The sequence below is a fragment of the Brachybacterium sp. UMB0905 genome (genome assembly GCF_002871795.1).
In the GTDB taxonomy this organism is placed as follows: domain Bacteria; phylum Actinomycetota; class Actinomycetes; order Actinomycetales; family Dermabacteraceae; genus Brachybacterium.
This window is the reverse complement of the sequence record NZ_PNHL01000010.1, coordinates 20,180-33,476: the sequence shown is the minus strand read 5'-3', so window position 1 is coordinate 33,476 and position 13,297 is coordinate 20,180. Positions and strand designations below refer to the sequence as shown.

Here is a 13,297-nt window from a genome sequence, read left to right as displayed (position 1 = left end):
GGACGGAGCAGGCGATGACGCAGTCAGAGGCAGGGAGCACCGGGCACGGGCCGTGCTGCGCGGCGGGTCGGGCCGCGGTAGATGAGCTGGGGCGCGGGGTGCCGGACGGGCGAGGCGGGCCGGGAGCGGCAGAGCCGGGGGCTCGCGGTGAGGCCGGGGCTGGGGCTCGGGCTGAGACTGACGCTACGCCTGGGGCTGACTCTGGGGCTGGCGCTGAAGCCGCGGAGCACGTGCGCCCAGGAGCAGGGGCGGTGGGGATCGCCGCCGATCCCGCCGCGGTGCGGGCCCGCGCCGAGCAGGCCGTGCTCATCGAGGCCGGGGAGTTCCGCATGGGCACCGCGGACCGCGACCAGAACCCGCTGGACGGCGAGGGGCCGGTGCGCACCGTGGACGTACCAGCCTTCCGCATCGACCCCACCTGCGTGACCAACGCCGAGTTCGCTGCCTTCGTCGAGGAAACCGGCTATGTCACGGAGGCGGAGGAGTTCGGGTGGTCCTTCGTGTTCGGGGCGTTGCTGGGGGCGCAGCTGCGGCGCGCAAGCCCCAAGCCACCCGGGACGCCCTGGTGGCGGGCCGTGCAGGGGGCGCGCTGGGATCGGCCCGAAGGTCCCGGATCGGATGTGCAGCAGCGGGCCGAACACCCCGTGGCGCATGTGTCGCTGCGGGATGCCGAAGCGTTCGCCGTCTGGTGCTCGATGCGCCTGCCGCGCGAGGCCGAATGGGAAAAGGCCGCCCGCGGGGGCCTGGACCAGCGACGATACGCCTGGGGTGATGAGCTCACGCCCGGCGGCGAGCACCGCTGCAACATCTGGCAGGGCGCCTTCCCGGTGCGCAACACCCTCGAGGACGGCTACCTGGCCACCGCGCCGGTGCGGTCCTTCCCGCCCAATGGGTTCGGGCTGTACGAGGTGGCGGGCAATGTGTGGGAGTGGTGCTCGGACCGGTGGACCACGGGCACGGCGCCGTCCATGGATGGGGACGTGCGGGTCATGCGCGGCGGCTCCTACCTGTGCCACGACTCCTACTGCAACCGCTACCGCGTTGCCGCCCGCTCCGCCACCGCCGCCGAGGACTCGAGCGGGAACAAGGGGTTCCGGCTAGCGGTGGATGGGTGAGGCTGGGTGGGCTGGCAGGGCCGGCTGGGCTGGGCCCCCCTCAACCTCCCAACCCCACCGTTACTCACGAGGCACTTCCACGAAGGGGACGCTCACGACCGGCCGCCTGCATATTGCACGCGGCCGGTCAGGAGAGTCCCGTTCGTGGAATCCGCTCGCGCGGTCCAATCACCCGGCGCCCGTCTCCCTGACGCAAGGAACGGCGCACCCAGTGAACCTCGCCATGGATCAGCGTGAGCAGCTGCCTCTGCGTGGCCTCCCAATCCAGCCAGACCATCTCCCAGGTCAGTCTCAGTACCACAAACCCGCGCTCCACTGCATCGGCATCGCGACGGCGGTCCACGTAGTAGGCGGCAGGAGAGTCGTGATGGGCAACGCTGTCGCACTCGATGATGAGTCGCTCCCCCACCAGCAGGTCCACGCGACCCACGCCCTCGATCTGCACCTGCTCGCGAACCCGGACTCCGCGCCTCTCGAGGTATCTGCGGACCCGAGTCTCCGTGCCCGACCCAGCAAGAGTGCTGATCCTGCCGATATCGCGCCGCCGCTTGATCGACACTGCAGCCAGTAGATCCCGCACCTGGTGGGGGCGCAGCAAGCGTCTCTCCACCCCAGACTCGAGCATCACCGTTGTTGCTTCGGGATCCAGGCAGAGCATGGCGTGATGGACAGCCACGAGCAGCGGCAGAATCGGTTCCTGATCAGGCCAAGCGCGCAGAACTGGACGGTGGGCAAGGACCACATGGGGCGGCGCTGTCCCTCGATTACGGCGTGCAACCTCATGCACCTCCGTCGTCCGCGGGACCCAGAGCCCGTACACCTCGGCAGCAGTGACGCACGTAGCACGGTGCCCTCGCGAGAGCGGGCCGCTCACCTCAGCCGGTGTGCTCGGCCTGGTGTACCAGCCGTTCCCGTGGGCGATGAGAGTTCCCCTCGCGATAGCAGCCTCGCGGACCGGCCTGCCCACTCCCAGGTCGTCGAGGTCGCGGCGGTGATACACACCGAGCTTCTTCTTCAGGGCGCTGCGTTCGTCCCTCGTCGCGCTGCTGTCATCCATGCCCAGAAGATCTCAGCCACTGGCGACCCTCGCAGCTCGTGTCGGCGGCCTGTGGATGACGGGACATTGGGGAGGAGAGGCCGCCTGCAGCAGACGCTCCGGTCCGGCTATCCCCGCCACCCGCCATTCGTGGCCCGTCCGGCCCCGCCGTCCGCCCCTGGACTACCCGCTGGGCACTTCCACGGACGGTACGCAGATGACCGGCCGCCTGCATATTGCACGCGGCCGGTCAGGAGAGTCCCTTCCGTGGAATCGGCCCCGGCCTCAGGCCTCCCGCCGCCCCGCGGCCAGGTCCAGCAGATGCCCCACCACGTGCGCGCCGCCGTGCCGCAGCCCGTTGTGCTCGTATTCGCTGGTGATCCACGGCGTCAGCCGGGGCAGCAGCGCAGCGGTGGCCAGGGAGAACTCACGCGGCACGTAGGCGTCGTCGTAGTAGACGGCCGCGGCGCCGGGCACCTCGCACCCCCGCAGCGCCTCCTCGTCATACAGCCGCGGCCACTCATGCTCGGCCAGCACATCTGCGACCTCCGCCCAGACGGCCAGCTCCGGGTCCTCGGTGAACAGGTCGCGGTGCACGTGCTCGCCGCCCAGCAGTGTCGGGTCTTCGGCGACGTCGCGCGGCTTCGTCCGGTCGGCGGCCCAGCGGGTGGCGAAACCGTCGGCCCAGCAGGATTCGTGCAGCACCGCGTAGATGGGGTTGCGGCCAGAGAACGGTAGGGCGGCGGCGAGGTCATGCGCGAAGGCCGGGGCCTCGGGGTCGAGCTCCAGCAGGTGATGCAGGCGCTCCGCCCCACCGGTGCCGCCCAGCATGAGGCCCAGGCGGCGCAGCCGTTCCACGCCCACGCGCTGCCCGTCCGGCAGGCGCAGCTGCCCGGCCTCGGCCCGATCGGCGAGGGCGCGGAAACGGTCGCGGTCGCCGGGGAAGCGCGCCCAGTACCGCTCGGACCGGGCGATCATGCCGCGCCACGTCGTCGTATACACGTCATCCAGCTGCTGCCCGAGCGCGGGGATCCCGCCGGTGAACAGGGCCTTCTCCACGCTTTCACCGTGCGCAGACAGGTAGCGCAGGGTGGTGAAGCCGCCGAAGGACTGGCCCAGCAGCGACCACTTCTCCACGCCGAGGGCCTCGCGCAGCAGCTCGGCGTCGCGCGCGATCGCATCGGCCCTGAAGTGCGTGAGGTACTCGGCGGCCTCGCGGGCGCTGCGGCCCTCGAGGATCTGCGGGCCGACGGGGGTCGAGCGGCCGGTGCCACGCTGGTCGAGCATGATCACGCGGTGCTCGCGCAGCGCCCGTGCCAGCCATGGCACGGCGCCGATCGACCCTACGCGCGGCGCTTCGGAGCCGGGCCCGCCCTGCAGGTAGACGAGGTACGGCTTGTCGTCGGCCCCCGGTTCGGCGACGATCCGGGCGAACAGGGAGATCTGCTCGCCGCCTGGCCGGTCGTGGTCCAGGGGGACGTCGAGGGTGAGGTCGGTGAGCTCGAGGCCGGGCACGGTCCAGGTGCTGCGCTGCATGTCAGGTCTCCTCTCGGGTGGTCACCCCGGGGAAGAACTGCCAGGTGAAGGTGTGGAGCTCGCCGGGGCGGTCGGTGCGGTCGGTGGCGCGGTCGATGAGCACCGCGGAGATGCGGGCGAACACGTCTTTCACGCCGTAGTAGCTGATGGGACCGAGGTATTGGGAGGCTTCGGGGACGTCGCCGATGGAGATGATCTCGAGGTCCTCGGGGACGCGCAGCCCGGCGCGCTCAGCAGCGAGCTGGAGGGAGACGGCCTGGAAGGCGGTGAAGCAGACGACAGCGCTGGGGTGCCGCGGGCCATCGAGCCAGTCGACGCTGACCTGGTAGGTGCCGCGCCCTGTCGCAGGGGCGACGGTGACGAGGTCTTCGACGGGCCCGTCGTCGGCGTCGCGGGCGGCGTTGAGGAAGGCGGTAGTGCGGGGGTGGGCGAGGCTGCCGCCGGGACGGTCGAGCAGTTCGGGGGCGAGGAGGTGGACGACGTCGTGGCGGGCGCGCAGGCGGCGGTAGGCCTCGCCGATGGCGGTCGAGGGGCTGGAGGCGATGACGTCGAAGCCGTCGGGCTGCATGCGCACGCTGAAGGCGACGATCCCGGATTGGGTGGAGCTGGCGAGGCGGCGCACCTGGTCGGGGCCGTCGGGGAGGAAGTCGATGGAGGTGACCAGGGCGGCGTCGGCGCTGGCCCCCAGGAGGTACTGGTACCAGCGTTCGTCGGCGAGCAGAAGGGTGGAGAGGTCATGGGGGAGGGCGTCCTCGCGGACTTGGTGGGCGAGCTGCAGGCCCCAGGGGTCTTCGACGTCGCCGAGGGCGAGGACGATGCCGCCGCCGCGGCCGGTGCGCATGGCCTGGGCGTGGCGGTTGGGGACGTAGCCGAGGGCCTGGGCGGCGGCGCGGACCTTCTTCTTGGTCTCGGCGGAGCCGGCGGAGCGGGAGCCGCCGCGCCCGGAGAGGACGAAGCTCGCGGTGGCCGGAGAGACTCCGGCAGCGCGGGCCACTTCGGCGAGGGTGACGGGGCTGCGCGGCATGCGTGCGGTGACCTCCTCCTCGCGGGACAGCTGCGCTGATCCTACTGGCCACATCGGCCTGGACCGATAGGTCAGCTCCCGCAGCTGCGTTCCGGCTATGCTCCCGGTCACGATCCCCGACGATGAGGAGGCGCGATGAGCGTCGACGAGAAGTTCGAGAACACGAGCGACAAGATGGGCGGCAAGATCAAGGAGGGCCTGGGCAAGCTGACCGGCGATAAGCAGACCGAGGCCGAGGGCAAGACCGATCAGGGCAAGGCCGATGCGCGCGGCAAGGTGCAGGACGCCCGCGATTCCGTGAAGGGCGCGGCGAAGAGCCTGTTCGGCGACGACACAAAGAACTGACGCCTGCGTCGACGGCGGCAGCTGGCGCACGGAGCGCCGGAACCTGCGGCGGCCTCCCTGGGTGGGGAGGCCGCCGTTGTCGCGTCTGGGTGGGTCGTGGCGGTGAGCGCGTGGGCGCTGCTGGTGGGGCCGATCAGCGCGGAGGCGTTCGGGCAGCTGGGGCCGATGCCGGAGGCTGCGGCGGCGGAGCTGTTCGCGCGCGGCGCGGGGGAGGCGCCGAGGATCCTCGGTGTCGCGTGAGCAGGCGACCGCGACTGGACGCGCCCCTTCTGTGGCGGCATGGCGTGGGCCAAACGGCACGCCGACCCCGGAGGGGCTTCCCTGGGAAAGTTATCCACAATTTTGGGGAGTTGGCTGACGCGGTGGAGCAGGGTCGCTACCGTGGCCGTGTTCCAGGACACACACAGGGAGCTCTCCTCATGACCCGACGCCTCTTCGCCGCCACGGCATCCGCTGTGCTTATCCTCGGCCTCGCCGCCTGCGACGACGGCAAAGGCCCGGTGACCACCCCGCCCCCGGATCTCGGCTTCGAGCCCCAGACCAGTGACGGCGGGGGCGACGAGAGCGGCGCAAGCGACGGCGGGGGCGACGCCGGGGCCAGCGACGAGGGAGAAACTCGGGCGGCCCCCGACATTCCGGCGCCCGACCCAGAAGATTTCCCAGGGATGGATAAGCACACACATTCCGGAGCAGTGGAGGCATTCCGCTACTACATCGCGATGGTGTATTGGAGTCATCAGGATGGCTCCACCAGCAAGCTCAATAATCTTCACTCCGAAGATTGCAGTGGATGCGATGACCTCATCGACCAGGTCGAGATCAGCATCGACAAGGATTACGACTGGAGCCCGGTACCCATCACGACCGAGAGTGCCGAGCACTACAAGTCAGAAAATTACGACATTGAGGTTGGGTATATATACATCGTCGGCGAGCACTCCATCGCAACCCCTGACGGCAAGGTGCACAATATCGCCGAGGAGAAGTACACTTCCCTTGGCGGAATGACATGGTCCAACGGCTCGTGGCTCGTAAACGAAATTCAGATAACCGAAACCCAGGCGGGAGCGTGATCGGCGATGCGCACCCATCACAGACTACGCAGCTGGTACCGTGCCGCCATTCTTAGTTTGACACTTCTACTAGCCGCCCTCCTGGCCCAAACCCACGCCATCGCCGACGGCTCAGACCCCTTAGATGGTGTTAAAACATCTCCACAAGACAGCGAGAATAGGCCACCAGCTTTTGCCGCATCAATCGATATCATAGAGACCCGACAGTCCCAAATCGGCGCCGACACAACCGGTAACGTCAGGACGAGAACCCAGTTGTCACACATAGTGACCACTTGGTCCGTGATCGAGGACCCGGGCAACATCGAGTGTGCGACGGGGGCTGGGCATCGGATCTCGTGTGCGCCTCCGACGAACAGCTGCCACGAGGGAAGTGGGGCGTCCACGGACTATCGAGTTAGCGGGGATGACGTCTTCACGTTGACTGCTGGAGTCAAGCGTGCCGGTGGGGCTCCTCGGGAGGGTTCCACGGTTCGCGGCACGCAGATCAACCGGAAAGAGAACACGGTGACGGACCTGGGCTGGGACTGCGTCCGCCCAGGCGCCCCCGAGGCAGGCAGCCCCGCGGCACAGATCGTGATCACAGCCGAGGACTTCGCCGAGCTTCCCATCGAGGCGCCAGTCGCCCACGCGGGCCCGGACCGCGGATGGCTGCCGGTGAACATGGTCAATGTCCTCTACACCGAAGCGGACATCCAGGAGCTGGAGACCGAGCTGCTCGGCACCCCGGTGCGGATCCGCGCCGTCCCGGTCGAGTTCCACTGGGACCTAGGCGACGGCAACACCATCACCACCACCGATCCCGGCAAGCCCTTCCCGTCGGAGCGCATCTCCTCCGAGTACCGGTTTGAGGGCTGGTACGACATCACCCTCACCACCACCTTCACCGGACAGTTCTCCGTCGACGGCGGCGAATGGCAGGACATCGAGGGCAGCATCGAGATCGAATCCGATCCCGTCGAGCTGTTCGCAAAGTCGCTCGAGTCCCGCCTCGTCAACGGCAGCACCACCGATGACGAGGAGGATGAGGACGAGGAAGAACCCTGGATCCCCGAGCGCACCCCCGACACCGAAGGCCCCATCGACCCCGAAGCCCACCACCGGAGGGTCTGAACAAGCACCGGTGCGACGCACGCGGTGCACGGCATGCCCACGCCTTGCCACTCCGCCTCCCCCAGGACGGACGAGGACACCGACCGCGCCGCGCGGCGAGAAGGAGTAACACTCGCCCGGCATGCCAACGTCGGCCTCCCCCGCTACCGGGACCCCGGCCGCACGCCGCGTCGCTGCGCACGCAGCCACGACAGCAGCCCGGCGGGCGCGTGGACCGCCACGCTGCCGCTCAGCTTCCCCTCGCGATAGTCCTTCAAGAAGCCTTTGCCCCTGCTCATGCAAAGTACTTGGTGCATCGGCGAGCGTCAGCGCGCAGCAGACGGCCGCGGTTCCACGAGGTTCGCTCCGCCCCATTCATCCTCAGGCATGTCATCCACCGGAATGGAAGGGATCCCGATTGGCGCATCGGCCGCGGGCTCCTCAGCCGCGGGCAGCCCCAGCACCGCGAGCTCGGAGGCGCTGCTTCCACACAGAACATGTTCGGTGCAAAACGTCTGCGTGATCAGCTTCGGATCCAGAGGGGGCGCTGGAGGGTTCACCGGCGGAAAGGCTTCCGCGGGCCTGTCGCCAGGGCAGCTCCTGGTGGGTCATCGCGCTGAGCTGCCTGCCGCTGAGGTGGCCGTATTCCTCGATCACCAGGTCCAGCAGCCGGTCGGTGAAGGGATCAAGCTCTGGGACCGTCACGCTGCGCGGGTCTCGGGCCTCAGCGGTGTCGCGGGACTTCCAGATAGAGGGCAGCACGGGGCCGTGAGCCACCGCACGGTTGCGGATAACCGCGATACTGGCAGCCACCACCCCACCCCACCCCAAGGCCCCGCCACCATGACCATCGCTCCCCCGCGCACGATCGCCCTCACCGACAAGTCCTTCCCGCCCGCCGCCGCGGGCCTGCCCGCAGCCCACCTGGACCTCGACCTCGGGGACTTCTCCACGCCGCTGCTGACCCTCGATGCCTCGGCGCTCGCGCACAACATCGCCCTCATGCAGGGCTGGTGCGATGAGCGCGGCCTGGAGCTGATGCCGCATGGGAAGACGACGATGTCCCCGGCGCTGTGGGAGCGGCAGCTGCGGGCGGGCGCGTCGGGCATCACGGTGGCGACGGGCTGGCAGGCGCTGGTGGCGCTCACGTCGGGGGTGCCGGTGGTGCAGCTGGCGAACACGTGCGCGGACCCGCAGCAGTTGCGGGCGCTCGGCGCGCATCTGGCCGCGCACCCGGAGCAGGAGCTCGTGGTCTGGGCGGACAGCCCGGAGACGATCGCGCTGCTGGAAGCGCACCTCCCCGCGGAGGCGCGGGTCGGGGTGCTCACGGAACTGGGGGCCGACGGGGCACGCACCGGTGCCCGCAGCGTCGAGCAGGCACGCGACCTCGCCCACCGCGTTGCCGCCTCACCGGTGCTCACGCTGCGCGGCGCCGCCGGCTACGAGGGCGCGCTCGCCCATGACCTCACCACAGAGTCACTGGACCGGATCACGCGCTACCTGGCAGATCTGGCGCGCCTGGCGGAGCTGATCGCCCCAGATATCGACGGCTCCACCTGGGTTTCGGCGGGCGGCAGCGCCTACCCGGACCTGGTGGCGGAGGCGTTCGCGCCGCTCACGCAGCACCGCCGGATCCTGCGCTGCGGCACGTACATCACGCACGACGACGGCTTCTACAGCTCCGTATCGCCGCTGGACGCCCGCCGCACCGGCGAGCCGCACGCGAGCCTCCGCCCAGCACTGAATGTCTACGCGCGCGTGGTCTCCGCTCCGGAGCCGGGGCTCACGCTGCTGGATGCGGGGCGGCGCGACGTCCCCTTCGATGACGGACTGCCGATCCCCCGCGCGGTCGCCCGCACGCTCGGCGGGCCTGAGGAGGCTCTCGCCGGGGAGATCACGGCGCTAAACGACCAGCACGCCTTCCTGCACACAGCCGACGGCCCGCAGCTACGCGTCGGCGATGTGGTGCGCCTGGGCATCTCGCACCCGTGCACGGCGTTCGACCGCTGGCGGCTGATCCCCGTCGTCGATGAGAACGGACGCGTGCGGGAGGCTGTGGAGACGCTGTTCTGAGAGAGATCGCCAGCGGGTACGGCAGCCCGTCGCTCACGGACAGAGCGCCCCGAGCGGGAAAGTCACGACATCATCACCGATAGGTGCGGTGAATCCGGTTCCGGTGATCACAGCCATGAACGCGGGCGGCTGCGGGGCATCGATCTGCGCGACCGCTCGCCGCAACGACTCAGCGGCTTCAATAGCACGCCTGCCGCCGAGCTTGATCTCTACGGCTGCCCAGCCTCGACCGGGGAGCTCCAGCACGGCATCGATCTCATGCCCGTTGGAGTCGCGGTAGTGGGACAGGCGCCCGCCCATTGCTTCGACCATCACGGTGAGGTCGTGAATGACAGCGGACTCGAAGAGGAACCCGAGGGTCGCGGGATCAGCAGTCAGATCGGCGGGGTCCGCGTCCAGCGCGGCGATCGCGAGTGCCGGGTCGGCCATGTGGATCTTCGGGGTAGTGCGCAGGCGAGCCCGTGAGCGGAGCTTGGTGGCGAACGGCGGGATTAGCTCGACGATGAACAGTCGCCCGAGGAGTTCGACATAGCTGGACACGGTCTCGAGCCGGATGTCAGGAGCCACGGCCCTCGTGTCCGCCAGAAGCGCCGAGTAGCTCAGTTCCGCACCTGTCATGCGGGCGATAGACCGCAGCAGCTGGCTCAGCACGGCGGGCTTTTGCCGAATCCTGCCAAGGCGCGGGAGGTCCGCTCTTGCCACTTCTTCGAGGTAACCGCGCAGGAGAGTCTGTTGGCGCTCGAGAGTCAGCTCGGTCATCGCAGGGAACCCAGAAGTGCTGAGGTTGTCCACCACGCTCTGCAGGCTGGGGGTGCTGAGATCGGGCACCATGGCCTCTCCGGCGAACAGCCCTTCCAGGGGCACAGCAGAGGTGCTCGCGCCGCGCTCATACCAGGTCATGGTGCGTTCGCGCAGTCGCAGGAAGCGTCCGGCGCCGGTGTGGCGGGAGATGTCGTCTGCCGGAACAGCGGAACCGGTGAGGATAAACCGGCCCGGGGCCGATGCAGCATCCACGGCACGGCGCACCATGTTCCACAGCTGGGGTGCCAGCTGCCATTCATCCAGGAGGCGAGGCGCCTCTCCCGCGAGCAGAGCTTGTGGATCGCTGTCGATGAAGAACTGGGCCCCTGGGCTGTCCAGCTGCACGAGGGACTTGGCGTGGTGCAGTCCCGTCATGGTCTTACCGCAGGCTCTCGGTCCTTCGATGACCACCGCGCCCGCAGTCCGAAGCAGCTCAGTGACTTGCCGATCGATGATCCGCGGCTCGTAGCGTCTGCCCAGTACAGCGTAGGTATCCACGCAACCATCGTAACGCTAACCGGAAGAATGCAGGCCCTCTAACCGGAACTTTGCAGGACTCCTAAGCGGACGATTGCAGGACTGCCAACCGGAAAACTGCAGACCCCCTCACCGCCCCTGCACCGCCGCGACGATCCTCCCCACCGCCTCGCGGAGCACGGGATGCGGCATGGCGGTGATCAGCCGGATGCACCCTGCCCCGATCTCCCCGCAGGCGAGCCCGTCGGTGCAGGCCACACCCGCCTTTTCGCGCAGGAACTGGGCGGGCCCGCCGGGCAGGTCGTAGGCGCTCAGGTCGATCCACGCCACGTAGGTGCCCTCGGCGTGGGTGATGCGCGCGAGCGGCAGCCCCTGCTCGATCGTCTCGATGGTGAGGTCCCGCCCGCGCTCCAGGTACCACGCGATCCCGTCGATCCACTCCTGCCCGTCGCGGTACGCGGCGATGGTCCCGGCGATCCCCAGGGCCGACGGCCGCTCCTTCAACTCCGGCGCGAGAGCCTCCCACCGCTGCCGATGCAGCGGGCTGCTGAGGATCATCTGCGCGCACATCAGCCCGGGAATGTTGAACGCCTTGGACGCGGCGGTGAGCGTGATGGTGTGCTGCGCCGTGACGTCGCTGACGGAGGCGTAGGGCAGGTAGCGCCGACCATCCAGAGTCAGCGGCGCCCAGATCTCATCGGCCAGGACGGTGCCGCCGGCAGCCTCGACCACCTGGGCGACCTGTTCGAGCTCGCGGCGGTCGAAGACGCGGCCGGTGGGGTTGTGCGGGCTGCACAGCACGAGCACCTGGCCGCCCGCATCGAAGGCCCGGGCAATGCCGTCCAGGTCGTTGACGTGCCGCTCCCCCTCCCACCGCATCGGCACCTCGATGACCTCGCGGCCGTGGAGCCGCGCGAGCGACAGGAACGGCATGTACGCAGGGGTGGGGATGATGATCGCGCCATCGGCGGGCAGCAGGTGATCAAGCGCGGCGCGGTAGCCGGCCAGCACGCTCGGCAGCCCCTGCACCCAGCCGGGGTCGACGTCCCAGCCGTAACCAGCTTGCTTCTGCGCGGTCGCCTCGCGCAGCGCGGCGAGCTTATGCGGCGGGAGGTAGGCGAGCAGGCCCTCATCGGCCGCCGCGTGAACCGCGTCGATCACCGCGGGGGCGGTGCCGAAGTCCGCTTCGGCGACGAACGCGCCGATCGCCCCATCGGGCAGGCTCCACTTCATGGCGCCTCGTGTGCGCAGGTCATCCAGGGTGATGGCATCCAGGGCCGACGGGTCGGTGGGCGGGGTGCGAGGCTCGGGCATGGATCCATCGTGCCGTATGGGTGCGGTGGCGGGGCGACCGATCCACCCCAGGGGCGATCACCGCGCTGCGCTGATATCCGGGGCTCAAATATCGACAGCAGCTCCGCTACTCACCGTCCGAGTACCGGCGCTTCCACCCCGTGTAATCGGGTGGTTCCGGATGACTGATGCCCTCGCGCCGGACGAATCGCTTGGCCGCCTCCTTGAGCCGCTCGTTGCAGTCCTTGGAGCATACGTGGCGCTCGCTAAGCTTCCAGTCCAGACCCTCGGGAATCTCCCCGTCACAGCGGATGCACTGGTCACCGGCAGCAGCACGGCCGTCGGGGTGGATCAGCACCTGGCGCAGCCAGTAGTAGTAGTTGCTCGTCGGAACCTCGATGTGACGCGCTTGCCTGAGGACGTAGTCCGGCAAGGAGCTCGTGGATCTGGCGACACGCTGCGCCCGGATCGCGGACTCGATCTCATCCTCACCCAGTTCCAGGTGCTGGTAGAAGTCGTCCTCGGTCCAGATTTCGATGCGCTGCCCTTGTTCTGCGAGCCGCATCGCCTTGGTGAGCTTGCTCGACATGGTGGCCCCGGGCCGCAGGGTGGCGGGGTTGAAGTCACCGGTGACCACCATGGTGGTCTTCCTGGTGACACCGCTCTGCGGGGTCCCTCCGAAATGTTCGACGAGTGCTTGTGCCTCGGAGCGCGTGGACCGCTGGAGCGCGCCGGTGAAGACCACCATCTCCCCGGCGAGAACGACGGAGGAGCTGAGGGAGGAAAAGTCTCCGGTGGAGCGGAACGCGCCGCCGTCTGCAGCTATGCCTGGTCGGGCCCCGGGTGCGAGATCCTCCAATGTCGCTGCCCCACAGCGACCTGCGAGCGCGAGCGCAACGCGTGCGGCCTGAAGGGCGTCAGCACCAGCCTCATGGTGCGGGAGCTCTTCGAGCCCGAGCGCTCGAGCCACGAAGGGCAGCTGGTAGGACCCCAGCATGAGCTCGGCACGTGCGATGGTCAGGGTGTCGTACCAGAGCATCTCCGGCCAGTCGATGTCATATGCGGTGCAGGCCGAGCGCAGGACAGAGCGGTCGAACGGAGCGTTATGGGCCACCAGGTCGTCGCCATCGGCGAAGTGAGCGATCTGCGGGAACACGGCGTCCCAGCCGGGCGCATTCGCGACGTCACCGGGCGTGATGCCATGGATCGCGACGTTGACCGGTGCGAACTCATCATGCCCAGGCGGGGGCTTCACCAGCCAGCTCGCGGTCTCGGTGACCTCTCCCCCGCGCACCTTCGCGAGCCCGACGGCACAGACGGATGCCCGAGAGGAGTTGGCGGTCTCGACATCGATCGCGGTGAAGTTCAGTTCGGGAACGGGGGTGGCTTCCATGAGCACACAGTAGGAACGGGGGCCGACACTCTCCCGGGC

At 68.9% G+C, this 13,297-nt stretch carries 13 protein-coding genes; 6 read left to right on the top strand and 7 right to left on the bottom strand.

Going from position 1 to position 13,297, the window contains the following annotated elements; genetic code table 11:
- Positions 1 to 251: 251 nt before the first annotated feature.
- On the top strand, positions 252 to 1,115 hold the full coding sequence (locus CJ197_RS10605) for a formylglycine-generating enzyme family protein (protein ID WP_233190856.1): 864 nt from the start codon (positions 252 to 254) through the stop codon (positions 1,113 to 1,115).
- Between the two features lie 127 nt (positions 1,116 to 1,242).
- On the opposite strand, the gene CJ197_RS15175 is transcribed toward CJ197_RS10605, so the two are convergent.
- The 3 genes from CJ197_RS15175 to CJ197_RS10590 all read right to left on the bottom strand — a co-directional run bounded on the left by CJ197_RS15175 (position 1,243) and on the right by CJ197_RS10590 (position 4,711).
- The gene (locus CJ197_RS15175; protein WP_158239450.1) at positions 1,243 to 1,791 is read right to left on the bottom strand and encodes an endonuclease domain-containing protein; all 549 of its coding nucleotides are present in this window, start codon (positions 1,789 to 1,791) and stop codon (positions 1,243 to 1,245) included.
- Positions 1,792 to 2,436: 645 nt separating this feature from the next.
- Positions 2,437 to 3,687, bottom strand: coding sequence for an alpha/beta fold hydrolase (locus CJ197_RS10595; protein WP_102236722.1), 1,251 nt, complete (start codon positions 3,685 to 3,687; stop codon positions 2,437 to 2,439).
- A gap of 1 nt (position 3,688) precedes the next feature.
- A complete protein-coding gene (locus tag CJ197_RS10590; RefSeq protein WP_102236721.1) occupies positions 3,689 to 4,711 on the bottom strand; it encodes a LacI family DNA-binding transcriptional regulator in 1,023 nt (340 codons plus the stop codon).
- Positions 4,712 to 4,846: 135 nt separating this feature from the next.
- Between CJ197_RS10590 and CJ197_RS10585 the strand changes: the two genes are divergently transcribed.
- The 4 genes from CJ197_RS10585 (at position 4,847) to CJ197_RS10575 (ending at position 7,242) form a co-directional block, all read left to right on the top strand.
- Positions 4,847 to 5,056, top strand: coding sequence for a CsbD family protein (locus tag CJ197_RS10585; RefSeq protein WP_102236720.1), 210 nt, complete (start codon positions 4,847 to 4,849; stop codon positions 5,054 to 5,056).
- Positions 5,057 to 5,152: 96 nt separating this feature from the next.
- Entirely contained in the window at positions 5,153 to 5,296 is a 144-nt protein-coding gene (locus tag CJ197_RS15170) for a hypothetical protein (protein ID WP_158239449.1), read from the top strand.
- Between the two features lie 179 nt (positions 5,297 to 5,475).
- Positions 5,476 to 6,129: a DUF6318 family protein gene (locus tag CJ197_RS10580; RefSeq protein WP_102236719.1), complete on the top strand. Its 654-nt coding sequence runs from the start codon at positions 5,476 to 5,478 to the stop codon at positions 6,127 to 6,129.
- 507 nt (positions 6,130 to 6,636) lie between these two features.
- Positions 6,637 to 7,242 (top strand): PKD domain-containing protein, encoded by a 606-nt coding sequence (locus CJ197_RS10575; RefSeq protein WP_233190855.1) that lies wholly within the window; start codon positions 6,637 to 6,639, stop codon positions 7,240 to 7,242.
- Between the two features lie 420 nt (positions 7,243 to 7,662).
- Here CJ197_RS10575 and CJ197_RS15900 read toward each other — a convergent pair whose 3' ends face one another.
- A complete protein-coding gene (locus tag CJ197_RS15900; protein WP_369801540.1) occupies positions 7,663 to 7,998 on the bottom strand; it encodes a Panacea domain-containing protein in 336 nt (111 codons plus the stop codon).
- Between the two features lie 66 nt (positions 7,999 to 8,064).
- Here CJ197_RS15900 and CJ197_RS10565 point away from each other — a divergent pair, with 66 nt between their 5' ends.
- The gene (locus tag CJ197_RS10565; RefSeq protein ID WP_102236717.1) at positions 8,065 to 9,294 is read left to right on the top strand and encodes an amino acid deaminase; all 1,230 of its coding nucleotides are present in this window, start codon (positions 8,065 to 8,067) and stop codon (positions 9,292 to 9,294) included.
- A 33-nt stretch (positions 9,295 to 9,327) separates the two neighbouring features.
- On the opposite strand, the gene CJ197_RS10560 is transcribed toward CJ197_RS10565, so the two are convergent.
- The 3 genes from CJ197_RS10560 to CJ197_RS10550 form a co-directional block, all read right to left on the bottom strand.
- Positions 9,328 to 10,593 carry an ATP-binding protein gene (locus CJ197_RS10560; protein WP_102236716.1) on the bottom strand — a complete coding sequence of 422 codons (1,266 nt, stop codon included), beginning with the start codon at positions 10,591 to 10,593 and terminating at the stop codon, positions 9,328 to 9,330.
- Positions 10,594 to 10,701: 108 nt separating this feature from the next.
- Positions 10,702 to 11,886: a MalY/PatB family protein gene (locus CJ197_RS10555; protein ID WP_102236715.1), complete on the bottom strand. Its 1,185-nt coding sequence runs from the start codon at positions 11,884 to 11,886 to the stop codon at positions 10,702 to 10,704.
- A 106-nt stretch (positions 11,887 to 11,992) separates the two neighbouring features.
- A complete protein-coding gene (locus CJ197_RS10550) occupies positions 11,993 to 13,258 on the bottom strand; it encodes an exonuclease domain-containing protein (RefSeq protein WP_102236714.1) in 1,266 nt (421 codons plus the stop codon).
- Positions 13,259 to 13,297 lie beyond the last annotated feature (39 nt).

Bases quoted from the DNA above. Each gene is read 5' to 3' on its own strand.
- CJ197_RS10580 (WP_102236719.1), top strand. From the start codon at position 5,476: ATGACCCGACGCCTCTTCGCCGCCACGGCATCCGCTGTGCTTATCCTC.
- CJ197_RS10555 (WP_102236715.1), bottom strand. From the start codon at position 11,886: ATGCCCGAGCCTCGCACCCCGCCCACCGACCCGTCGGCCCTGGATGCC.
- CJ197_RS10595 (WP_102236722.1), bottom strand. From the start codon at position 3,687: ATGCAGCGCAGCACCTGGACCGTGCCCGGCCTCGAGCTCACCGACCTC.
- CJ197_RS10565 (WP_102236717.1), top strand. From the start codon at position 8,065: ATGACCATCGCTCCCCCGCGCACGATCGCCCTCACCGACAAGTCCTTC.
- CJ197_RS10550 (WP_102236714.1), bottom strand. From the start codon at position 13,258: ATGGAAGCCACCCCCGTTCCCGAACTGAACTTCACCGCGATCGATGTC.
- CJ197_RS10590 (WP_102236721.1), bottom strand. From the start codon at position 4,711: ATGCCGCGCAGCCCCGTCACCCTCGCCGAAGTGGCCCGCGCTGCCGGA.
- CJ197_RS10585 (WP_102236720.1), top strand. From the start codon at position 4,847: ATGAGCGTCGACGAGAAGTTCGAGAACACGAGCGACAAGATGGGCGGC.